21 protein-coding genes are annotated in these 24701 nt (G+C 37.1%); 1 reads left to right on the plus strand and 20 read right to left on the minus strand.

Going from position 1 to position 24701, the window contains the following annotated elements:
- Window positions 1-44 precede the first annotated feature (44 nt).
- The 18 genes from CLO1100_RS12890 to CLO1100_RS12975 form a co-directional block, all read right to left on the minus strand.
- Window positions 45-632: a flavin reductase family protein gene (locus CLO1100_RS12890; protein ID WP_014314191.1), complete on the minus strand. Its 588-nt coding sequence runs from the start codon at window positions 630-632 to the stop codon at window positions 45-47.
- 93 nt (window positions 633-725) lie between these two features.
- Complete coding sequence (locus CLO1100_RS12895) at window positions 726-2495, minus strand: glycoside hydrolase family 9 protein (RefSeq protein ID WP_014314192.1); 1770 nt, start codon at window positions 2493-2495, stop codon at window positions 726-728.
- A 139-nt stretch (window positions 2496-2634) separates the two neighbouring features.
- Entirely contained in the window at window positions 2635-4086 is a 1452-nt protein-coding gene (locus CLO1100_RS12900; protein ID WP_014314193.1) for an isoform II, read from the minus strand.
- A 224-nt stretch (window positions 4087-4310) separates the two neighbouring features.
- A complete protein-coding gene (locus CLO1100_RS12905) occupies window positions 4311-5468 on the minus strand; it encodes an aldo/keto reductase (protein ID WP_014314194.1) in 1158 nt (385 codons plus the stop codon).
- A 112-nt stretch (window positions 5469-5580) separates the two neighbouring features.
- Window positions 5581-6876: a DUF6179 domain-containing protein gene (locus CLO1100_RS12910; protein ID WP_014314195.1), complete on the minus strand. Its 1296-nt coding sequence runs from the start codon at window positions 6874-6876 to the stop codon at window positions 5581-5583.
- A gap of 27 nt (window positions 6877-6903) precedes the next feature.
- Complete coding sequence (locus CLO1100_RS12915) at window positions 6904-7374, minus strand: DUF6323 family protein (protein ID WP_014314196.1); 471 nt, start codon at window positions 7372-7374, stop codon at window positions 6904-6906.
- Between the two features lie 187 nt (window positions 7375-7561).
- On the minus strand, window positions 7562-9310 hold the full coding sequence (locus tag CLO1100_RS12920) for an NADH-dependent [FeFe] hydrogenase, group A6 (RefSeq protein WP_014314197.1): 1749 nt from the start codon (window positions 9308-9310) through the stop codon (window positions 7562-7564).
- Window positions 9311-9329: 19 nt separating this feature from the next.
- Complete coding sequence (gene nuoF / locus CLO1100_RS12925; RefSeq protein WP_014314198.1) at window positions 9330-11123, minus strand: NADH-quinone oxidoreductase subunit NuoF; 1794 nt, start codon at window positions 11121-11123, stop codon at window positions 9330-9332.
- 45 nt (window positions 11124-11168) lie between these two features.
- Complete coding sequence (locus CLO1100_RS12930; protein ID WP_014314199.1) at window positions 11169-11540, minus strand: (2Fe-2S) ferredoxin domain-containing protein; 372 nt, start codon at window positions 11538-11540, stop codon at window positions 11169-11171.
- Window positions 11524-12090: an ATP-binding protein gene (locus tag CLO1100_RS12935; protein WP_014314200.1), complete on the minus strand. Its 567-nt coding sequence runs from the start codon at window positions 12088-12090 to the stop codon at window positions 11524-11526. Before CLO1100_RS12935 ends, CLO1100_RS12930 begins: the two co-directional genes overlap by 17 nt.
- 20 nt (window positions 12091-12110) lie before the next feature.
- Window positions 12111-12605: an NADH-quinone oxidoreductase subunit NuoE gene (gene nuoE / locus CLO1100_RS12940; RefSeq protein WP_014314201.1), complete on the minus strand. Its 495-nt coding sequence runs from the start codon at window positions 12603-12605 to the stop codon at window positions 12111-12113.
- Between the two features lie 193 nt (window positions 12606-12798).
- The gene (locus tag CLO1100_RS12945; protein WP_014314202.1) at window positions 12799-14829 is read right to left on the minus strand and encodes a methyl-accepting chemotaxis protein; all 2031 of its coding nucleotides are present in this window, start codon (window positions 14827-14829) and stop codon (window positions 12799-12801) included.
- Window positions 14830-15075: 246 nt separating this feature from the next.
- Window positions 15076-15363 carry a DUF1292 domain-containing protein gene (locus CLO1100_RS12950; RefSeq protein WP_014314203.1) on the minus strand — a complete coding sequence of 96 codons (288 nt, stop codon included), beginning with the start codon at window positions 15361-15363 and terminating at the stop codon, window positions 15076-15078.
- 100 nt (window positions 15364-15463) lie between these two features.
- Window positions 15464-15892, minus strand: a complete 429-nt coding sequence (gene ruvX, locus CLO1100_RS12955) for a Holliday junction resolvase RuvX (RefSeq protein ID WP_014314204.1) — start codon at window positions 15890-15892, stop codon at window positions 15464-15466.
- A gap of 64 nt (window positions 15893-15956) precedes the next feature.
- On the minus strand, window positions 15957-16223 hold the full coding sequence (locus CLO1100_RS12960) for an IreB family regulatory phosphoprotein (protein WP_014314205.1): 267 nt from the start codon (window positions 16221-16223) through the stop codon (window positions 15957-15959).
- A gap of 87 nt (window positions 16224-16310) precedes the next feature.
- Window positions 16311-17621, minus strand: a complete 1311-nt coding sequence (mtaB, locus tag CLO1100_RS12965; protein ID WP_014314206.1) for a tRNA (N(6)-L-threonylcarbamoyladenosine(37)-C(2))-methylthiotransferase MtaB — start codon at window positions 17619-17621, stop codon at window positions 16311-16313.
- Between the two features lie 114 nt (window positions 17622-17735).
- Window positions 17736-19976 carry a dockerin type I domain-containing protein gene (locus tag CLO1100_RS12970; RefSeq protein ID WP_014314207.1) on the minus strand — a complete coding sequence of 747 codons (2241 nt, stop codon included), beginning with the start codon at window positions 19974-19976 and terminating at the stop codon, window positions 17736-17738.
- Window positions 19977-20183: 207 nt separating this feature from the next.
- The gene (locus tag CLO1100_RS12975) at window positions 20184-21122 is read right to left on the minus strand and encodes a glycosyltransferase (protein WP_014314208.1); all 939 of its coding nucleotides are present in this window, start codon (window positions 21120-21122) and stop codon (window positions 20184-20186) included.
- Window positions 21123-21481: 359 nt separating this feature from the next.
- On the opposite strand from CLO1100_RS12975, the gene CLO1100_RS12980 reads away from it, so the two are divergent.
- A complete protein-coding gene (locus CLO1100_RS12980; RefSeq protein ID WP_004616702.1) occupies window positions 21482-21709 on the plus strand; it encodes an HPr family phosphocarrier protein in 228 nt (75 codons plus the stop codon).
- An 88-nt stretch (window positions 21710-21797) separates the two neighbouring features.
- On the opposite strand, the gene CLO1100_RS12985 is transcribed toward CLO1100_RS12980, so the two are convergent.
- Together CLO1100_RS12985 and rnr are read right to left on the minus strand one after the other, a co-directional pair.
- Window positions 21798-22250: a DUF523 domain-containing protein gene (locus CLO1100_RS12985; RefSeq protein ID WP_014314209.1), complete on the minus strand. Its 453-nt coding sequence runs from the start codon at window positions 22248-22250 to the stop codon at window positions 21798-21800.
- Window positions 22251-22256: 6 nt separating this feature from the next.
- Window positions 22257-24617, minus strand: coding sequence for a ribonuclease R (gene rnr, locus CLO1100_RS12990; protein WP_014314210.1), 2361 nt, complete (start codon window positions 24615-24617; stop codon window positions 22257-22259).
- Window positions 24618-24701: the final 84 nt, after the last annotated feature.

Genomic DNA, 24701 nt, shown 5'->3' on the forward strand with positions numbered 1-24701 from the left:
TTTGGTTTTTCTTGATCAGGCTTAGTTTTACTAACCTACCATATTTATTTTTGATTTCTCTTGAGATTCTTCTTTTTAGTTACAGAATACCCAAAGTAACCCAAAGAGTTTCCAAGGGGATAATACTCACCATGTGAATAACAAATCAATTCCGCTTTCTTTAAATCAAGTTTGCCCTTTTCATCCAATAGTGATTCTTCAACATTTGTAGCTACGATTTCAGCCAAAAACAATACATGTGAACCCAGCTCAATGGACTGTTTTACTACACACTCAAGGTTTAAAGGACATTCCTTTATAAGTGGAACTTGTACTTTTGAAGCAGTTTCAGCCGTCAAACCCATTTCCTCAAATTTATCAATGTCTCTGCCTGACTTAACACCGCAGTAATCAGTTGCGAAGGTCAGCTTTTTTGTGGGAAGATTAATTACAAATTCACCTTTTTCTTTTATAAGTTCATAGGAATACCGTTCTTTTCTTACTGATATTGAGACCATTGGAGGGTCAGAGTTGATTGTCCCCGTCCAGGCAAGAGTAATTATATTAGGTTTTCCTTCATTATCCGTACATGATACCATTACAACCGGTACAGGATTTAACATTGTTGATGGTTTCCAAACTTGTTTAGCCAAAATCGCAGCCTCCTTAAAGTCTAATATTTTCTTTTTAAAATGCTAATACCAATATACTATGAATCCTTTTTTATTTTGATACCCGTTTAGAATTTATCTGTTTGAGTTTAAATAGCCTAAAATAAAAATTACTGATGAATTCCAATAGGTAGCAACCTCATTTGTTGAAAAGGAATTAACATCATCTATATAACACTCCGCAGGAGATTTACCTGAGAGTTTGCTTTTTGCTACGTCGTCCTCCAGAGCCGAATCCGGCCCTCCTACCATTAATCCGGGAACGGGTTTTAATGCAAGGTCAGCCGCAGACGGTCTGTGATACGGCTTATTAACCTGCTTTGAACCAAACCCGGTTATATAGCTCTGGTTAAGTGTATTCCTACCCAGCAGATAATGTGTACAATCTTCGACTGTCTGGGTATATTTGTCATCCGTTTTAAGTCTGTCGGCTATAAGCAGGTGGATAGCATGTGTTGCAACGTTCATGTTACTTCCCCAGTTATACTCCATTTTATGCATTGCAACCAGATATCCGTCTTTTTGACCTGTAGATGCAAACATATCAGCTTTGGCAAGCCACGACTTTTTGATTTCATGCGCTTTTTCCTGATCGGTTCCAGATACATCCGAAAACATATATGCAATTGCTGCAAATCCGCTTACATTCTGCCATCCAAGTCCAAAGCCTTCAACTTGATAATTGTCTACAAAATATTCGTTGTATTTCTCGTCTCCTGTGGCTCTGAAGAGTTCTGCAGCTGCCCAGGCTTTCTCATCCTTCCCTGAGCTGTCACCATACTCGCCTGATGCCACATCTGAAGGATTCTTAAAATAAACAAAATCCTTGTTTTTTACAAGCCATTCCCAGGCTTTTTGTGAGGCCTGCAAACAGTTTTGAGCAAATACAGGATCTATAGTCATATATATTCTTGAAGCCATTGCCGTAACTGCTGCAAAATCAGCAGTAGCATTAGTAGATATTGGCATTACAAGCTGATCGTCAACATCTTTGTCAGGCATTGTTGTCATTTCGGGGAATCCCCTTGAAGTGACCTTGTGATATACTCCGCCTGACTCGCTGTCTTGCATTTTGAGTAGCCACTGTATTCCATATTTTGCTTCATCAAGAACGTCAGGTATCTTATTGCCGCTTTCGGGAATACGAACTGTATCCGTAAAAGCTTGGGGATAAATTTCATATGCCAAAAGTAAGCCTGCTGCTGTCACAGATGCGGGTACAACGTATCTTCCGTAATCTCCTGCATCGTGCCAGCCTCCGCTTACGTCAATCTCTCTGGTTTCATCGTTATACAATTTGGCTAATGCTTTGTGACAATCCGTATGACTGTACTCACCTGCAAATTCAGTTGTCAAAGCTGTTCCGCACCGTTGGTAATATAGTGCTTTAAGCATAGCATCGCCAATCTTTGTATATACATTGTCATCTATAAAAAAATCGTAAGATTTACCTAACCCTGATATCGAGATAAAGTACTTACCGGGTACTGTAATTTTACTAAAGTCCGCATAGCATACAGTATCTCCGCTGGATTCGTCCTTTGTATTCCCAGTCAGATCTCCTGTTAAAACTGCCACACCTGTTTTACTGTCAACCACCTGAAACTTTTTATATTGTCCCTTAATAACAGCTATTTTTTTTGCAAGTAGTTTATAACCCACCTGATCTAAATGGATTTCATCACTGAGTTTATTTTCAGTTTTTAAATTCTGTGACACATTCGTAGCTACATGTGTAGTTTCTTCTGAAATATCACTGCTTACAGGCTTGGACGCACAGGAACTCATGGTAAAAATAAAACTGCCTGCCAGAGTAAGGCTTATAATTGTATTTTTCCAATTCATTAGTAAACACTCTTTCCATTTTATATGTATTATCAAATATTTAGTTTTCAACAAATAATTGCAAAACAATATCTATTATATATTATTCGGGAAGAGAATGTATTAATTTTTTATTAATTAGGCTTAAGTATATATAACTCTAGTTATGTTTTGTCTGTGTGAACTCAATATTTTTATATTTCTTTGCGGTATCTTCCAGTGAAGCAGATGAATCTTCTAATAAATATTTGTTAAAAAAATTCAAAGTAAAATCATTTATAATTTTATGTACACTATGAGGTTTATAACCAATAGATAATAATGGAGTATAAAGGCTTAAATCGGTATAACTAAAGTGATTCGTTTTATTTATTAAGAGAGAATACCCTCCGTTTGAAATAGCATTATTTCTTTGGTTGTACATTTTCTCTTTATAGGCTTTATAACTCTCACGTAAATCACCATCTATTCCCATTTTACTCAAATATTCATCATAATTTTGTGTACTATCCATAGACGCTTCAGCGTCCATCACCATGAATGGCTTCCCTAAACTCTTTTCAGAAAATGGTGACCCCGCAAAAGCACCATCCATGTTTATGCCCGCTTTAACTCTTGAATCCCGCATAACAATTTGTCCTGCTGTTGCACCTCCATATGAATGCCCGAACATGCCTACTTTGTCCAAATCAATTCTTCCAGAGAAATGATCTAGAGGATCTTTTTTATTAATCTCTTCGATTTTATCCAGCACAAACTGTACATCTTTTACCCATATTTCATTGTGACCATCCATTTTTTCAATGTCTTCATTAAGCATCTTTACATTATCATTGCTATATTGAGCAACCCTTCCGTTTGAGAAGACTGTAGCCATTGCATCGTAAGTGTGGTCAATTCCAACTACAATATAACCTTGACTTGCCAATTCTTCCACTTGAAATGTATTTGCATTCCTAAAAAGACCAAAACCATGGGAAAATATCAGAAGTGGATATTTTTGTTGTTTACCGGAAAGCTTAGCATTTGAATAGGAGTTACTTTCTACATACTTTAAGTGGCTAAATAGTACGGATGGTATACCATTTGACTTTTCAATACCCTTTGAAATCTCGGAGAAATCTTTTATATACGGTGCTCTTTTCATGTTGTCAGAATTTTCGGCAGGATACCATACCTGAACCATCAACTCCCTTTTATCATCCGGGTCTTTTGTTGCTTCTTCCAAACGGTTTTCATCAATCCAATCATATGTAACTGTTCCTACTAGGTATGGTCCAGTTGGTTTTTCAAGAGAAAAAACAGGCAATAGTGTCGGAAATGCAACAGCTATTACAAGGTATAAAAATGAAAATATCGACGCCATAACAAATTTCCAGGTTTTTCTGAGCTTTCTACCTTTACGAAAGAAAATCAGGACATTCAGCGGAAGACAGATGTATGCCGGTAACATTTGTATACGGTAACCTTCTAAAATTATTTGGATAAGTGTTATTACAAACGAAATTCCGAATAAAATACAAGGTATTTTATTTGCATTCTTTTTTCTAAATAACAGCCAACCCAGCATGGAAAAATTAATAATAATAAGTACTATTTCAAATAACCTCATTTTATTATCCTTCTAATAAATTTACTAACATGAAATTATAACTTACATTGTAATTATATATCTAGCCAATATGTAAATCTATGGTAATAATACAGTAAATCTGTAAATTTAATGGTTAAAAGTGCATAAAAAAGGCAGAGTATTAAGCTCTGCCTTTTTTAGACATTGTGCCGTTTATTACCAAGAAGTTTACCCAACAAACTCATGAGTCAACATAAACATAACTACCTACCCAAAACATTATGAACTTTTGGCATCCATTCACTTATAGAAATTCTCTGTGGACACTTCTCTTCACAAATTTTGCACTGAATACATGCGATTGCATGTCCGGCCGCATCAAAGAAGTTATGGTATGTTTGCTTTGCTCCTGCAATATCTTCATGTACAATACTCTCATTATATAATTCAAAGTTTCTCGGTATATTTACATTGTTAGGACAAGGCATACAATAGCTGCAGCCTGTACATGGTATTGCAGCCCTTTCATTATACTTTTGCCTTACAAGATCAATTGCATCAAGCTCTTCCTTACCGAACAGTCCAACGCCCGATCTGTTTGCCGAAGCTATGTTTTCCTCAACCTGTTGCATGTTGCTCATACCGCTTAATATAACAGATACCTCAGACTGATTCCACAACCACTGTAATGCCCAGTAAGATGGTGTCCAACCCTTTTTATTCTGATCCATTATTATCCTTATATCTTTAGGAGGGTTGGCTAGCCTCCCTCCTAAAAGAGGTTCCATTATAACAACCCCAATACCTTTAGAGGCTGCATATTTCAATCCTTTTAGCCCTGCCTGATTTTCGATATCCATATAGTTGTATTGAATCTGGCAAAAATCCCATTTGTCATAGCCGTCAACAATTTCTATAAATGCTTTGGCATTGTCATGGAAAGAAAAACCGATATACTTGATTTTGCCGACCTTTTTAGCTTCTTCTGCACGCTTGATAATTTCATGCTTTACTATTACATTTCTGTAGGATTCACCGGATAAAGCATGCAGCAGGTAAAAATCAATACAGTCTGTCTGAAGTTTTTGTAACTGTTCATCCAAAATCCTGTCAAAATCCTCAGGCTTATTAATCAGCCAGGTAGGCGACTTAGTTGCCAGCATTACCTTTTCCCTGTAGCCGTCCTTCAAGGCTTTTCCTGTTACAATTTCGCTGTTTCCGCCATGGTAGGGATATGCGGTGTCTATATAATTAACTCCCTGGTCAATGGCATTACGTATCATTTTTATTGCTTCCGCCTCAACTATGTCCTTGCTGAGCCTATTGCTATTGTTAACGTTTCCATCAGTAGGCAGACGCATTGTTCCGAACCCAAGTGCTGAAACCTTTACATCGAGTTTTCCAAATTTTCTATATTCCATTATTCCCTCCATTAAATATAATGTAGTTAAATTCTACAATAGAATTTATTTTGAATAAATGTATTCTATACCTTAAAGCATACTTTATGGCAATACTTTTTTGTGAAAAAGTTTAAGATTCTTGTTGTTCAAGCTTAATATAATCAATAAATTCTTTTTCCCAATCATAAAAAGAAGAAGAATCAGTCTTATTATCAATAATTCTCTTTTTCAGTTCTTGTATTTCTTGTTGATCAAGGAGTTTGAACACACATTCATATTCCCCGTCAAAGAAACATTCATTGAGAACCTCCGATAAATCATCCAGACTTTTTACACTCTGTGAGACCATTGCAATTTTATCATCCAAAAATCTGCAATCTTTCATTTCATCAATTAATACTCTTAAATCTTCATCTTCCATTTTATTACCATCAATATATCCCGAAAGTAAGTTTTCATCTTCCTCTTCATATAGTGTTATAAACAATTTGTCCAGCTTACCCAGATTTATATTATGTTTAACTCTTGAGATAATATTTTTTAAAGTTATTTTGAAATATTCAATAGTAGCCTGTGATTCCACTTTCATAAATGCCAATACTTTATAAAAAGCTCGCTCCATTTTTTGTACAAGTACCGTTTCATTGACCTTTTTAAGTTGTATTAACAGCCATTCCCTGTCTTCCTCACTTATATCCAGCCTGTCAAGCTTATAACCGAGCATGCTTCTACCAAGTAAATTCATAAGTACCAACTCAAATACATTTAGCATGTCTTCTCTGAAATTCTTGCTATAACCTTTCATAAGACACTCGATGCTATGTGCATCATACAGAGAACAGAAAACATTTTCCATATCAAGGTGGGTTACATATTCATGGATATACTCTATGCCTTTTAAATCCATTTCGTCATAGGAGAGAGGATAATCCAAACTACCGTTCATTTCGTGTGCAGAAAACCTGTAGTCATACCAGTCAAAGAATTCCTTCAGTCCAATAAAAACAGTATCGTTGTACGCCAAATTACTGATTTTCGGACCTTCAGTCTTTATTTTTATCCATAGCCTTTTTGCATCCTCAAAATAATATCTGATTAACTCATTTCCTTTTTCAAACAATTCCTCAATACTCTCATGTTCAAGTAATTCTGAGGCAATAACAACATTGTCCTGACACTTCAATGCCACACTTATAGAGAAACAAATTGAATTGAGTAGACTTTCAGCACTCTCCGCTGTTACAGAACTGCTCTCTCCAAAAGTATACTTTTCTATTTGCTTGGAAAGCAGACCTAGCAGCCCCACTTGAATTTTCTTTACCTGATCGGAACCGATTATACCCTCTTTTGCTGCACCCTGTAAAAGAGACTGAAAATACTCGCTCCTCACAGTTTGTATATGCTCATATCTCTGTAATGCATCCATTATAAGTTCTCCTCCTTAACGTGTATGTTAATCATCATCGTAAGAATCAAGATACTTATAAGCCTCCTGTCCGTATCTTATGCTTCTGCACACATCTTCCAAGCTGGTCTCCCTCAAGTATTCAATTGAACCCTGGCATTGATTATCAAAGCTCTTGCGCATATAGCGTATCAGTTCGTCATCTGTAAATTCATCAAGGGATTCATTTTTAAAATAGTAAAAAATGTCCTGTAGTTCAGATAAAGTATCCATGTAGTTTTCCTGCCAGATAAATGGCGAATCACAAAACTCGAAAATCAGTTTGTCTAGAATTCCCTTCCCCAGTTCTACACGTCCATATCTTTTTAGCGTATTATATCTCTCCTCTGAAAGAGTTTGGATTTGCGCATTTGTAAGCACTAAGCCAAATTTTGACGAAAATTCATTGCATTTTTCAATTTGATTAATTTCAGACTCGTTCTGAGATAATAGTTTTTGTATTTGCAAAAAATCTTTCATAAAAATCCTCCTTTTATTAAAAAAGTCCTTGACAACCACACTCTTTTATGGTATAGTATAATTGGATAGGTTTTTATAATTATTTAGAATTACTAAATTTAATAATATAACTTTTAATATCTTTTGTCAATATAAAAAAAAGATGCCGGCACTAATGTCCGGCATCTTTTTGTATTAAAATTGATTTTTACTCTTTAACAGGGTAGTTTTCCCTTGCAACATAATGAGTGTGTAAAATCTCATGTGCCTTATGGCTTCCCGGCTCTCCAAAATATTTATCATACATTTCTTTGATTACAGGGTTTTCATGTGACTTTCTAATTGGGAGACTTACATCTTCTTCATAAATAGCCTTTGCACGTTCTGCACGCAAATCAGTCCAGCTTCTTACCGAAGAAGGTTGTATCGGCTGTCCTCCGCCATTTACACATCCACCAGGACAGGCCATTATTTCAACGAAGTCATAGGATGCTTCTCCTGCCTTTATGCTGTCAAGAAGCTTTCTTGCATTACCGAGACCATTTGCAACTGCTGCTTTAACTTTCATGTCACCTATAACAACTGTTGCTTCCTTGATACCCTCTATGCCCCTTACAGCAGCATATTCAATATCAAAGGATTTACCTGCAACTATTTCAGATACTGTTCTGAGAGCTGCTTCCATAACTCCTCCGGTTGCACCGAATATTACGCCGGCTCCTGTTGCATTACCCATCGGATCATCAAAATCCTTGTCTTCAAGATTATTAAAATCAATACCTGATTCCTTTATCATTCTTGCAAGCTCTCTGGTTGTTATAACTACATCTACATCCGGCAAGCCTATTGCGGAAAGCTCAGGTCTTTGTGCTTCAAACTTCTTTGCAGTACATGGCATTACTGAAACTACAAATATTTTTTTAGGATCTATACCCATTTTTTCAGCATAGTAGGTTTTTAGCACCGCACCGAACATTTCATGTGGTGATTTACAGGATGATAGGTTTTCAAGAAATTCAGGATAATTGTGTTCACAGAACTTTATCCAACCCGGACTACAGGAGGTTATAACAGGAAGCTTTCCGCCGTTTTTAATTCTGTTTAGCAGTTCAGTGCCTTCTTCCATTATTGTAAGATCAGCAGCAGTATCTGTGTCAAATACCTTTGCAAAACCCATATGATTTAATGCAGCGGCCATTTTTCCGGTAACCCTTGTTCCTATTGGAAGTCCGAATTCCTCACCCAGAGCAACACGAACAGCAGGAGCTGTCTGTACTACAACATGAAGTTCCTTGTCAGCCAATGCAGACCACACCTTTTCAGTGTCATCCTTCTCCCTCAAAGCTCCAACAGGACAAACACTTATACATTGTCCGCACATTGTACATGGAACTTCTTCCAATGACCTGTCGAAAGCACATGAGATTGTTGATTTAAAGCCTCTTTCAGCTGCACTGATAACAGAAACAGTCTGAACGTTTTTACACATGCTTACACAACGTCTGCACAGTACGCATTTATTTGGATCTCTTACAATAGAAGGCGAAAAATCATCTAAAGGTAGATTTGTAGAAGCACCTTCAAATCTTATATCTTTTATATTTAGTTCCTCTGCTAAACTTTGAAGCTCACAGTTTTTACTTCTTACACAGGTAAGACATTTCTTGTCATGGTTGGAAAGGATAAGCTCCAAGGTTACCTTTCTTGCTTCTCTGACAGCCGGACTCTGAGTATAAATTTCAAGTCCTTCTGCTACAGGATATACACAAGACGCCTGTAATGCTCTTGCACCCTTTATCTCAACCAGGCACATTCTGCATGCACCTATCTCATTGATATCCTTGAGGAAGCAAAGTGTAGGTATCTTTATATTAGCCTGTCTGGCTGCCTCTAAAATTGTTATGCCTTGTTCAACCTGAAGTTTCTTACCGTCTATTGTAATATTAACAGTTGACATTTTATTTCACTCTCCTCCCTTATCCCTTTGAAATTGCCTTGAACGGACATTTTTCCATACAGACACCGCATTTTGCACATTTTGTATTATCAATAACATAAGGAACCTTCTTTTCGCCCTTTATACAACTCATAGGACAAACCTTTGCACAGATTCCGCAGCTCTTACACTTACTTGCGTCAACAGTATATTTCATCATTGATTTGCAAACACCTGCAGGACATTTTTTGTCAAATACGTGAGCCTCATACTCGTCTCTGAAGTATTTCAAAGTACTCAAAATCGGGTTAGGAGCAGTCTGTCCAAGTCCGCACAGAGCAGATGCTTTTATATTTTTAGCCAATAGTTCAAGCTTTTCAATATCTCCGGCTTCACCCTTACCTTCAGTTATTCTTTCCAATATTTCAAGCATCCGTTTTGTTCCGATACGACATGGAGGACATTTACCGCAGGATTCATCAACTGTAAATTCAAGGAAGAACTTAGCGATATCAACCATACAGTTGTCTTCATCCATTACAATAAGTCCACCGGAGCCCATCATAGAACCAAGAGCAATAAGTGAATCGTAGTCAATAGGAGTATCCAGATGTGTTGTAGGAATACATCCGCCGGAAGGTCCTCCGGTTTGTGCTGCTTTGAATTTCTTACCCTTAGGTATACCGCCACCTATATCGTAAACTACTTCTCTCAAAGTAGTACCCATAGGAACCTCAACCAATCCGGTATTGTTTATCTTTCCGCCGAGAGCAAATACCTTTGTCCCCTTGCTCTTTTCAGTTCCTATACTTGAGAACCATTCAGCACCTTTCAATATGATAACCGGTACATTTGCATAAGTTTCTACATTGTTTAGAATTGTAGGTTTCCCCCACAGTCCTTTTACTGCCGGGAAAGGAGGTCTTGGTCTTGGCTCACCTCTGTGGCCTTCTATTGAGGTCATAAGTGCAGTTTCTTCACCGCAAACAAACGCTCCCGCACCAAGTCTTATTTCAAGATTGAATTTATGTCCTGTTCCCAGTACGTTGTCTCCTAAAATTCCGTATTCTATAGCCTGATCAATTGCCATCTGCAATCTCTTAACTGCTATAGGATACTCTGCTCTTACATATATGTAACCTTGTGTTGCTCCAATGGCGAAACCTGCTATAGACATAGCCTCTATTACAGAATGAGGGTCACCTTCTAGAACACTTCTGTCCATAAATGCTCCTGGGTCACCTTCGTCGGCGTTACAGCATACATATTTCTGGTCAGCTGTCTGTTTTGCTGCGAAATCCCACTTCATACCTGTTGGGAAGCCTCCGCCCCCTCTTCCTCTAAGCCCTGACTTTTTCATTGTGTCTATTACAGCTTCAGGAGTCATTTCAGTCAATACTTTTTCAAGTGCCTTATATCCGTCAAAAGCTATGTACTCGTTGATATCCTCAGGATTTATACGACCGCAGTTTCTTAATGCAATACGCATTTGTCTGTTAAAGAAATCCACACCTTCCAGCGATTTTGAAATATCCTCAGATTCCTTTTCACCAGCCAGTAAACGCTTTACTATACGTCCTTTTAACAGATGCTCTTCAACGATTTCTTTTACATCAGAAATCTCAACTCTTGTGTACATTGCTCCTTCAGGATATACAACTACTATAGGTCCCTCAGCACAAAGGCCGAAACAACCTGTTTTAACTATTTTAACTTCACTGTCCAGCCCGTTGCTTGCAAGTAATGCTTCCATTTCATCCATAATCTTTAAGGAATTTGATGATGTACAACCTGTACCTGCACAAACCAGAACATGTGCTCTATATAATTGCATCTATAAAAACCTCCTTACAGTTTTTGAGTTATATACTAAGATTAATTACATACCCTCCTGGGCACCTATGGTCAGGTCTGTACATACATTACCGTTTACAATATGCTCAAGAACTACTCTTTCAGCTTTCTCAGGAGTCATGTTTACGTATGTTACCTTTTTGTCGTCTTTGTCAAGTATTTCCACAACAGGTTCCATTTTGCATACTCCGATACACCCTGTAATAGATACGGTAACATTATTCAAATTCCTTTTATTTATTTCTTCAATAAATGCCTTCATTACCGGTCTTGCTCCGGCTGCTATTCCGCAGGTTGCCATTGCAACGACCACTTTGATGCCTTTTTCATTGGATCTGATAGATAACTGGTCTAAAGTTTTCTTTCTGATCTCATCCAATTCAGCTATCGACTTCATTAAGTACACCTCCAAAAATATTCTTTATACCTTCATCAATATACTCTTTCAACCATATAAGGATATCAAACTCCGTAATACTCACATCACCAAGGGTTTTGGCCACCTCATCAGTATCAAGTCTGAAAAGGCCTTTTCCGCTATTCAGTTCCAAAATAAATGAAATCTGTGGGTTTGACGATATTGCTGCTATCAAGGTTTCACCCATTTCCCCTATGGGAAGCCTGTCAATGTGATTTATTGAAAACGCAGCTAATATTTTTGTTCCTCCATTTTTTTCAGAAATAATGTTGAAATTTCCATTGCACTTTATTGCAGCTTCTTTTAATAATGGTATTCCAAGCCCTACTTTTCTTGTCTTTCTTGACGTAAAAAAGGGATCCTGTGCCTTGATTAAAATATCAGAATCCATGCCTGCCCCGTTATCACTAATATTAAGTAATAGATAATCTCTCTGGGAATCTATCGAAATATGTATTTTGATTTTTGTGGCCTGGGCAGTGATTGAATTTTGAACTATATCAAGAATATGAAGTGATAAATCCCTCATGTAAACCTCGTACTGTAGAATTATAAGTCTTTGTATTTCTCCAGTATAGCATCGACATCATCAGGCACTAATCTGCCGTGAACATCATCGTTTACCATAATTACAGGTGCAAGTCCGCAAGCGCCTATACATCTGCATGCATCAAGTGAAAATTTTCCATCCTCGGTACACTGTCCTACATCTATTCCGAGTTTTTGTTTAAATTTGTCCAGAATATCTCCTGAACCCTTTACGTAGCAGGCTGTACCCATGCAGATATTAATTTTGAATCGACCTTTTGGATTTAATGAGAATTGAGTATAGAAAGTAACTACTCCATATATTTCAGCAAGTGAAACATTAAGCTTCTCGGAAATTTCCTTCAATACATCTTCTGGCAAATAACCATATACTTCTTGAACTTCATGGAGTACGGGAATCAAAGCACCTCTTGTTCCCTTGTACTTATCAATAATTTTTCCGAGTTTTAAGCTATTTTCATCTGTGCAGCCACAGCAGCACCTGTTTTCACTCATTAACCAAACCTCCCTTTAGTATGTGTTAATATATTCACAAAATATGTTAATATTATAACAAAACCAGACAATATATTCAACAAGATTGTTAAAAATTTAATTAATTATGGATACGGTAAAATTTGCTGAATTTTTAGCCAAAAAAAGTACCCTGTGTATTTTAACAACAGGGTACTTTTAAATGGATTATTAATTATAATTTGAACTTTGATACAATATCATAAAGTTCTTTTGCACTATCTAAGTTTTCTACCGCTTTTTCATCAACCTCTTCTGTCTTAACAACAATGGATGATGTCTTTATGGCGATATTCTCAATTCCTCTGGCACTTTCAACAACAGTCTGTGCAACTTCATTTATTGCGGTTGATACATTCGTTATTGTAGAATTGAGTTCTTCAGAAGTATTAATGAAGTCAGACATTAATCCATTAACCAAATTAGAATCATTATTGTATTGTTCGCTTATGTCTACCAATTTCTTATAGTCTTTGAGAACCTCCTGATCTACAAAGGATAGTATAGCGGTTGAACTTTCATTCATATTCTTAACTGCCTGATTTACTTCCTCAACCATCCTCTGGATACCGCCGACGGTTTGTGATGATTGCTCAGCCAGTTTTCGGATTTCATCTGCAACCACGGCAAAGCCTTTTCCCGATTCCCCGGCTCTTGCCGCCTCTATGGCAGCATTAAGTGCCAATAGGTTTGTCTGGTCGGTAATCTGAAGGATAGTGTCTGCCAGAAGGTTTATTTGCTGCGTACTCTTGGATTGCTCAATAGATTTCTCTATTTTTTGTTTTACGTCCTCATATATTGATTTTGCATTTTGACCGGATATGATAGCATCTTCCTTGAGTTTTAATGCTCTATCAGTTATCTGTCTGCAAACATCGGCACCCTCTTTAGTTTTCTGAGCAATTGTATTTACATTATTTTCAACTTCAATAATGGATGCTGAAATTTCTTCAGTTGATGCAGCGGACTCTTCTGCTCCTGCCGACAACTCCTGCGTTGTTGCTGAATTATCCTGTGAATTCATTTTCACATCATTTGCCAGAGTACTTACATGCTGTGCATTATCATTTATTCTCTCGGACACTTCAATCAACTTACCTGCCATGCCACGCAAAACCTGACGCATTTCTGCTACAGCCCTGGTGATAGTTCCTATTTCATCCTTACCCTTTAAATATATTTCAAATGAGTTATCATATTTTAAATCCAACTTGGATGTGTTTTGGATAAGATGTGTTACTCTTTCTATAGGCTTTGAAATGCGCATTGCTATAAAATATCCCACTGCTGAAGCAATTAATATCATTATCAGACTTAATGTGAGGATAAAGCCTTCCATCGCAGCTACAGGTGCAGTGACCTCATCAATTGTACCTGACAGCACAAGCAGCCAGCCTGTTTTAGTAATAAACTTATAGGCTGCTATTTTATCTTTACCCTTGTATTCATAATTGATAACGTCTGATATTTTATCTCCCGGTTTACTAATAATATTTTTTATTTCAGGAGTCTCTACCGGGTTTCCGATTTTATTCTTTTCCGGATGATATAGCATGTTTCCTGTTTTATCTAATAAAAAGACATAGCTTGATTTGGTACCGAGAATCTTCTTGTCCTCCAGATAGCCGTTAAAAGTGTCTGTATAAACCGCTGCAGCAACATACCCTAACATTTTACCAAAATCATCTCTTACCGGATATGTAAATACAGAAATGTACCTATCGGTTGCCTTTGATTTAAGAACATCGCTTATTATAGGCTTTCCTTCTGATAGGGTCTGCAAAGAGTATGCACGGTCGGATATGTTTTGACCCAAAGTTTTTTCGTTGGAATCGGCAATTATTACATTTTCCGAGTTAACTATAAAAACATGTTCCAAATTCCATTCTTGTTTTTCAGTATTTTTTATAAGCTTAGTACATTCCTTTTCTAACTGTATACTTTTGTCTGTTTGTTTATCTGACTTGGATTGCTCAAGTAATTCAATAATGCTCCTCTGAGATGCCAGAGCACTTACGACTGATTTTTCCTTTTCAATCAAACTAGAAATATTATCTGCATACGCAGAACTTAAATCCTTTGCCATTGTATTTGTTTGAGTTACAATAATGTCATTGGATTTAAAAAAAGAAAACAATTGTGTTACTGAAATGGAGAGAATTGCTAACCCTGCTACAAAGATAGTAAGCTTTTTCCTAATATTCATATAATCTCCTTTAAATCAATTTGAGTATTTTTAGGTGAGTATTATTTATAACGGTTAACATAAATTAATTATATTTTACAATACTTTTTATAGTTAGGGAATATTAAAACGAAATAATTAGTACCACCTTTGATTTAATACCCATATTGGTATACGGTAAACACAAAAATAAAAAGGACCTCAGCCTTAAAAAGCTGAAGTCCTATTTATTTCAGGGTTTATCTATTCGTTTAATCCGAGCATTGACTACTCATCAAAATCGTATTCATCTTCCATTCTGGTTTTGAATTCTTCAAATACTCTGTTAAGTTCTTCTTCGTCATCAACAGTAACAAACGAGTCTTCACCATCTTCGCTGTGTTCAATTTTCAGAATAACAACTTCATCTACTTCTTCGTTTTCCTGCTCATCAAGGGGGAGTAAAATTACATACTCGCTACCGTCCATTTCTATGGTATCAAGATGTTCGAATTCGACTTCCTCTCCGTCCTCTCCTAACAGTACTACAATATCATCTCTTTCTTCATCGTTCATATATACTTCCTCCTAGTATAAGTCTTTGAATGCCCTAGAATGCATCAGAAATCCGGATGCATTAATTTTATAATAACACACATGTAGATGATTTCCAATATCAACTTTTTTTATTACCGGCCAACCGATCAAGATAACCTTGAAGAATTAATACCGCTGACATTGTATCCACAATGTCCTTCTTCTTTGAAGCTTTTATCCCCAGTTCATTCATAGTTCTGTGTGCTGATACGGTAGTAAGTCTCTCATCCCATTTTATTATATTAAACTGGCCCAAATCAGAAATCTTTTTTATAAATTCTTCTGTTCTTTCAGTTCTTGGCCCCTTAGTACCGTTCATATTGATAGGATACCCTATAACTATGTCTGTAACACCATATTCTTTTATTATTTCCGATAAACGTAAGATAGCTTTTTTCAATCCATCCTTGCTCTTAATCATTTCCAACCCCTGTGCTGTCCAGCCCATAGGGTCACTTATGGCTACACCTATTCTTGAATCTCCATAGTCAATTCCAAGTATTCTCATTCTTGCCTCCGTAAGCAGCTAAAATTAACAGGCACTCTCATTTGAGAGTGCCTGTCTTAATCAATTATTCAGGTACGTTATTATGATTTTCCAGGTAAAATTTAAGGACTTCTTCCAGTAACTCGTCTCTCTCAAGTCTTCGGACAATACTTCTGGCATTCTTATAATTTGTGATGTAAGTAGGATCTCCAGACAAAATATACCCAACCATCTGGTTTATCGGATTGTAGCCTTTCTCTTTTAGTGCCTGATATACAGAAACTAAGATTTCTTTTGCTTCATTCTCTTTTTCATTATCCACTTTAAACATCATTGTCTCGTTAATTCCCATTTATATCACCTTCCCAGTTACCTCTAGTCAATATCCAACTTTTTCTAAATTTGCATAAGGCTATATACTATAATACTACCTCATCCATCAGGCTTTTGCAACAATTTTTCCTTCAAATAACACTCCATTAACTTTTGACAATTTCGTTTCTGCCAGTTTACCTTTGAGACTAATATCACCTTTTGCCATAACCCGAATATAATTATTTGTCAGCCCTTCAATATAACCCTCTTCACCGTGCATCTCCTGCTCGTATAAAACTTCCATATTCCTTCCCACGTACCTTTCCAGATATTTTTTTTCGAGCTCATCCGAGAGGGCCAGCATTATTTCGCTTCTTCTTTCCTTTTCCTCGGGGTTTATCTGGTTTTTCATTTCTGCCGCAGGGGTTCCCTTTCTTGGTGAATATTTGAATACGTGGATTTTAGAAAAACCGATTTCTTCTGCAAAATCACGGGACTTTAAAAAGTCCTCTTCCGTTTCACCGGGAAAACCTACCATCAAGTCGGTAGTGATTGCAACATCAGTAATATTGTTTTTAAGGAGCTCCACACTTTTTCTATATTCATCAGTGTTATATTTTCTGTTCATTTCTGTAAGGGTTTTATCACAACCGCTTTGCAATGACAAATGAAAATGCGGACAGAGCTTCGGCAGCCCACCGGCAGCTTCAACAAATTCTTTTGTAATTGTAGTAGGTTCTATAGAACCCAGCCGTATTCTTTTAATCCCGTCAATACTGTGTATTTTCCGTATAATATCAAGCAGGTCGGTGTCCTCCAGCTCTCTGCCATATGAAGCAAGATGGATACCTGTTAATACAACCTCTAAAAATCCACTGTCTGCAAGATGCCTTACCTCTTCTATTATATCATCCGGCTTTCTGCTCCGTATAGGCCCCCTTGCATAAGGAATTATACAATAGGCGCAAAACTGGCTGCACCCTTCCTGTATTTTCAGGTATGCCCTTGTCCTCTCTTTATATGTACTTAATTTAAGCTCCTCAAAAGACCTTGAAGCCATTATATTGTCCACAGCATTTATTCTGCATTCTCCTGCTTCAATTCTTTCTACATACTCCATAATTCTGCCGCGGTCCTTAGTACCTATAACCATATTAACACCGGGAATCTTTAAAACTTCTTCTGAGGATGTCTGTGCATAGCAACCCATAACAATAACAATAGAATCGGGATTTGTTTTCTTCGCCTTTCTGATAGCCTGTCTGGATTTTCTGTCACTTAGATTTGTAACCGTACATGTATTTATTATATAAACATCTGAATCCTGTTCAAAAGAAACTACTTCATATCCGTTTTGCTCAAATATTGAAGAAACTGCTTCCGATTCATATTGATTAACTTTACAACCTAATGTATAAAAAGCTACTTTTTTCATTAATGCTTTCAATCCTCATTTTTTATTTTAGTCACTTTATATGGTTTCATATATATTAAGAAAGTATAACATTAATATCGTATTTATTTCAACACTAAGCTATCGGTATATTAATTATTGATTGGCTACCTTCTCAAAGTCGTTTCCGCCGTTACCGCTTGCCTGACATCCTATCAGTGTTAAAATACCGGGATTGCTGTTCCAGGTAAAACCGTGCTTCTTATTATTAAATGCCTTGCAATTAACTAACTTGTGATCAACACTGATGCTACTGCCGCCCAACTTGAATCCGTTTCCGTCACTGTCTGAGGTTGAAGAACCGTTTTCAGTCTTTCCGTTGTAGCTTGCTTCACAGTTTTCAAAATAAACTGAACCGATTGGCCCCGTATCGTCTTTTGTATACAGATCCCAACCGTCATCAACATTATATTTGGATATACAGCCAATGAACTTATTACCCTGACCGCATGTAAGTTTTGCTGCAAATCCGTCGGCATCCTCACCATTGTCAGGATCGTAGTTACTGTGTGAATAGCAATTTCTTATAGTATTATTGCTTGGCCATTGTGCTATGGTGTTGTAGTTTGAATTAAATCTTGAAATCTGCAGACCTGAATCACTATTTGCATAAAACTCACAGTCTTCAATTATGTTATTGTTTCCTGCCAACAGCATTCCGTTGTCACCAGCTTTCTGGATTTTAATACCCTTTATGTTCCAGTAATTCCCTGCCAATATTACTCCTCTGTTGGATGAATTAAACACCATGCCGGAGAAATCCAATACTGCCTTTTCATTACCCAGAACAGCTATATTTTTCATACTACCCATATTTCCATTGTTACCCTCAGCTATGGTTACTGTCTTAGAAAATGAATACGTGCCGCTCTTAAGGTAAATTGTCTTGCCAGGTTTAATACTGTCAACAGCCTGTTGTAAAGTCATAGAACCAGTAGGTTCAATTGTAATATCGCCTTCTGTGGGATTAGTGTTTCCACCGGGATCGGTGGTTCCATTATTAACAGGCAGAGTAGTTACCTGCCCCAGCAAATATTTCTTTAATACTGCAAGATCAAGGATGGTTACTGCCTTATCGTTGTCAAGGTCAGAAGCCTCGGTTTTTATTGTAACCGATTGTCCAAGCAGATAGATCTTTAATGTTGCAAAATCAATGGTATCTATATTACCGTCACCATTTATATCACCGCATTTTATGGTTTGACCCGGATCTTGTGGATCGGTGGGGTCAGTTGGATTAGTCGGATTTGAACCATCCAGCTTACCCACGCCTGCATACTGTGTGACCAGTTCCTTTACCTGACTCGCAGGAGTCAGGTAGCCTGTATACTCATATGGCGGGGAGTAGCTGCAGGTTGAGGTTGTTGGCTGATTACCCTTACAGTTTACATATGTATTATCCTTTACATCATAGTAACCGATCGAATCACTATTGTATGATCCTATTGGACCTGCTGCCAGTCCGGACTCTTCATTAACTGCACCTGAACCGACTCTCTCGAAGTAATTGCTTTCAACTTTGAGCTTAGCTCCCATTCTGGAATTTACAGCACTGTTTAAGACATCAGCATAATAGTTGCTGAATATATGTCCTGTTCCGAATCTATAGCTAGGCAAGCGCTCCTTGAGGTTTTTAAACACATTATGGTGATATGTCATTTTCCTGTCATAGTTGTCACTGTCAGATGATCCAACGAGACTTGTCTTAAAGGAATCATGAAAGTAATTCCAAGAAACTGTAATATATGCACTGTCTTTTTTACAATCCAGTAAGCCGTCATACCAATCTACATCACCGCCGGAAATATCGCCCTTCTCATCCACCTTGCCATCGCCATTGCAGTCACCTATCATGTTGTATAACTCACAATGGTCAATCCAGACATTTTTGCTGTCCTCAATTCCTATGCAGTCAGTAGGTGCCAGAGTATGATGGATTTTCAGATTTTGAACAATAATATTGCTGGCTTTTACAATGTTAAGCCCTACTCCTTCCAATTCTCCGCTGCTACCAACACCGATTATTGAAACGTTTGAAACCTCTTTAACTCCAATTGCACCTGTTCCGGTAAGCTTGGATGCTACTTTTATAATTAGCGGAGAAGTGTCATCGTCCTTCTTTCTCTGGTTTAAAAGATCTGACATTTCTGTCGCACTTTTTACCGTCACCTCTTTTCCACCTGCACCCCCGGTGGTCCCGCCATTCATCGTAGCAAAACCAATCAGACCAAACAGTCCATTTCCTGCCGCATGAGCTGTATTAACCCCACCAAGCCCCACAAGGGATTGCGCCATTACTGCCCCGGTCAGAAGAAAAATTTTCATTTTTCTTAACATAAAAAATACCTCCTTGAAATTTATTTGTTTTTTTGTTACCTTTATTAAAATATTGGGGTGATTACCGATTTACCGGTATTTTTAACTACTTGCATCAAGAATACTTCCACAGGACACTTTCCGAACTATTCGGAAGATGGGTATAAATTGGAGAGTTTCAGGGGTGATTTGAATATTCCGGGAGATAAAGTGCAGTATATTTTCGGTCTACTTTCTGGCAGCTTCAATTCTGAACAACATACGATGGTAAGCAAAATAAGTTTTATAGAGTACAATAAAGGGAATAAAGAAAATTACGTAGAAACGTTTTGCCTTAAATCCGTAAGATATTACTTCCAGTATGGACTTAATGTAATTTTTGGCATATACAGGTAAACTTTTCATCAATCCATCAGGTCTTCTATCCTGTTGACTGTTTTCATTTTCAGGGCTGGCGACAGGTTTTGCCCAGGACTTTCCATGTCCCATAAATTCACTGAATGTATCCCTGTTAATATGAAGAACTTTGGCTTTAGGTTCAAAATACAGCTGGTATCCCCTATATATTACTCTTAAACAAAAATCAACGTCTTCTCCTGTCTTCAATTCCTCATTGAACACGCCTATTTCTTGGACGATACTTCTTGGAATACTAATATTAGCAGAGGGAAAATAACTGTTGTTTATCTGTGTATCCAAAGCAGGATGGTATGCGGACCATGAACAGAAGTCATCACATATCGCCCAGAAGTTTTTGTTATAACCTCCTATTCCACCACCTACCATTTTAACTTTAGGATTATTTTTTTTAAAATTTAAATGAGCGTTAACATGGTTCAGTACGAAATCACTATTAGCGAGACAGTCGGAATCCGTAAAAACCAAATATTCTCCGGTGGCAAGTGATATCCCCTTGTTTCTTGAAGGGGATGGGCCTTTTTTCTCATTAAATACATACCTGACATCAAATGATTTTATAATTTCAGCCGTATTGTCCGTTGAATTATTGTCCACAACAATAATCTCAATTTTTTCTTTGGGATAATTCTGGTTAGTCATACAATTAAGGCATCTTTCAAGATATTTTTCCGCATTATATGCCGGAATAATAACAGATACGGCAGGAAGACTACTTGTATCCGAGCCATGAATCAACTCGTTTTTCATAAACCGCACCTCCTTTTTACACTTTGATAATTTCGTTCAATTTTATACTACATATGTTATTATTTTACAATTACTATTATATCAAATGTGTTGCTTCATAGCTATAAAATTAACTACCAACCTTGTCTTAATACAAACAAATATTTTAAGAAATTATTGAATGAAAACATTGCCCAAACTTTGTAAGAAATGCACAACGACCTTCCAAACCCTTTATATAGTAGCACTTCATGGTATCTTATTGTAAAGATTTACCCCAGTTTCAAACATCTTCATTGACTAATATTTGAAAAGCGGTTAATATTAAAATGTAAAAAAAATAATTGTTTTTTACCTTAATTATAAGGAGGATGGATAATATGAAATCATTTGATATTTCTTTAAAATCTATTAACGACGTAAAGGATTTCGTAAATATCGTTAACAAATATGACTTTGATGTTGATTTATCATCAGGACGTTACATCGTAGACGCAAAGTCAATCATGGGAATCTTCAGTCTTGACCTCAGCAAACCGATTAAAGTTGAAGTTCAGAACGATGACAGCGAAAAATTCTGTGATGAAATTAAGCGTTTTGTAGTTTAATTTATTTTTAACGAGTACTAATTATTGATAATAGACAAAATAAAAGCGAGTTTTGAAACTCGCTTTTTGTTATTTTAAAGCATAACAACTATTTCTCTGGAATATCCTCTTCAGTTATTACCTCAAAGCCATTTCTTATTAGAAGTTCTGCTGTTACCCCGTTACCTTCAATCAACTTTCCACTGAATGTTCCGTCATATATTTTTCCAACACCGCAGGATGGGCTTTTTGATTTTAATATTGCTTTGTTTATGTTATAGAGTCTGCCTACCTTTAGTGTTTCTTCAGCACCTTTTAGAAATTTCTCTGTTTGATTTTGCCCTTTAGAGTCTATTATATTTGATTTTCCAGAAAGGACATCTCTTCCGTCTCCGCAGGCAATCTCACAAGAGTCCCTTGGAGTAGGCAGCCCTCCCATCTGTTCAGGGCATACCATAATTGCCTTGCCTTCCCTGACAAGTCTCTCTATATACTCGTTATAATTGCTTTTACCGTTATATTTACTGTCAAGTCCTGCCAGACATGCACTAACCAGTATCATTTAACCCTACCTTTTTTTCCTTTTTCTTTTTCCCATTATTTTTTCATAAACTTTTTTATCTATGATTTTTCCTTTTTTGCCGGGCTTATTACCGGAAGAAGAATTCCTTCTGCCCTTATCCTCAGCTTTATCAGGTTTTGTACTACGGCTGTTTTTCTTAGCGTATGAAGGTTCATTTTTGTGCTTTGTAAATATTATTTCATCTTCTGTTTCCTCGTCTATGCTGTCAAAATCATCATCAGACTCAACCAGCATAAACTCAATTTTTCTTGTAGATATGTCGGCTTTTGCAAGAATGACCTTGACTGTATCGCCTATTCTGTAAATTTTGCGTGTGCGTTCACCTACAAGGCAGTAATGGGCTTCATCATAGTTATAGTAGTCATCTTCCATGCTGCTCATTCTGACCAGACCTTCGATGGTGTTATCAAGTTCAATGAACATACCAAAGGAAGTTACATTTGCAATAATACCTTCAAATATTTCTCCCTCATGGGCTTTCATATATTCTACCTTTTTGAGGTCTTCACTTTCTCTTTCAGCCTCATCTGCTCCTCTTTCACGCTCGGAACACTGTTTTGCTATTTCAGGCAGTATTCCTTCCAATTGACTGATTTTTTCCTCACTCATTCCGCCTTTCAGATAAAGCTTCATTATTCTATGAATTATCAGATCAGGATATCTTCTTATGGGCGAAGTGAAGTGACAGTAGTATTTTGCAGCCAAACCAAAGTGGCCTGTACTTTCATTGCTATATCGTGCTTTTTGCAATGATCTTAGCATAACTGTACTGATTATTCTCTCGTGTCTGGTTCCTTTAACCTTTTCTAGAAGGTCCTGTAAGGCTCTAGGGTGAACTTTATTTATGCCCTTTATACTGTATCCAAGATTGTATAGAAATTCGTTTAGATTGTGGATTTTTTCTTCATCAGGGTCTTCGTGTATTCTATATACAAACGGTGTATTTGTCCAGAAAAAATGTTCTGCAACAGTTTCATTGCAGGCCAGCATGAATTCTTCAATTATCTGGTTGGCAATGGTTATTTCATATCTTTTTACGTCAATGGGCTTACCCTTTTCATCCAACACTACCTTTGCTTCATCAAAGTCGAAATCAATAGCACCCCTCTGGAATCTTTTCTTCCTTAATATCAGTGCCAGTTCCTGCATTTTATAGAAGTCAGGAGCAACATGACTGTAGCGTTGTATAAGGTCTTGGTCATTTTCCACCAGTATTTTATATACGTTGGTGTAGGTCATTCTCTCATCTATATTAATTACACTCTCATATATTTCATGGTTATACACTTTTCCGTTTTTGTCTATGTCCATCATTACGGTAAAACTCAGCCTGTCAACGTGTGGGTTAAGGCTGCAAATGCCGTTGGATAATTTTCTTGGGAGCATTGGGATAACCCTGTCAACAAGATATACACTTGTCCCTCTGTCAAGTGCCTCAATATCAAGGGGAGAATTTTCTGTAACATAGTTGGTTACATCTGCAATATGAACACCAAGCCTGTAATTCCCGTTTTCCAGTATTTCAATTGAAACCGCATCATCAAGGTCTTTTGCATCTTCTCCGTCTATGGTAACCATGCGGAGTCCCCTTAAATCACGCCTTCCTTGTATCATTTCCTCTGTTACTGTTTCACCTATGGAATTTGCCTGATTGAGAACATCTTCAGGAAAATCCTCTTCAAGATTATATGATTTTATTATGGACAGTATATCGACACCCGTTTCGTTCCTGTCGCCTATTATTTCGATTACTCTTCCCTCAGCATTTCTTCTGGCTTCCGGATATTTTAATATCTCAACAACAACCTTCTGTCCTTTTTTTGCACCGTGAAACTCACTTTTTGAAACAAAAATGTCTCCTGAAATTCTCTTATTATCAGGAACTACAAAACCAAAGCTCATACTGTTTTCAAAGGTTCCTACCAAAGTAGTATTAGCCCTTTTCAGTATACGTATTATCTCGCCTTCCATTCTCCTGTCTGTAGAACTTTTCTTATTTACCCGTGCCACAACCCTGTCATTATGCATGGCTCCGTTCAGGCTGTCTGCGGGGATAAATACATCCTCCATCAGCTCATCATCAGGAATGAGGAATCCATATCCTCTTTCATGACCCTGAATCCTTCCTGTCACCAGGTTTAGCCTTGACGGTACGCCATACCTTTTTCCATGGGTCTTAAAAATTCTGCCCTCTTCTTCAAGCTCGTCTATTACCTGTGTAAAAAGTTCAATATCTTCTTCGGGCACGTCAAGAACCATTATAAGTTCCTTAAATAAAAGAGGTTTATACGCTTTATCCCTCATAAATGCAACTATTCGTTCTTTACGTTCTTCCAAATCTGCCATGTATTAAATTACCTTTCCGTCTTTTTATAAAAATTAAGGTACTTCTCCACTTATTCCTTATACTAATATATTATTCCAAGTATT

The organism is Clostridium sp. BNL1100, from assembly GCF_000244875.1.
In the GTDB taxonomy this organism is placed as follows: domain Bacteria; phylum Bacillota; class Clostridia; order Acetivibrionales; family DSM-1351; genus Ruminiclostridium.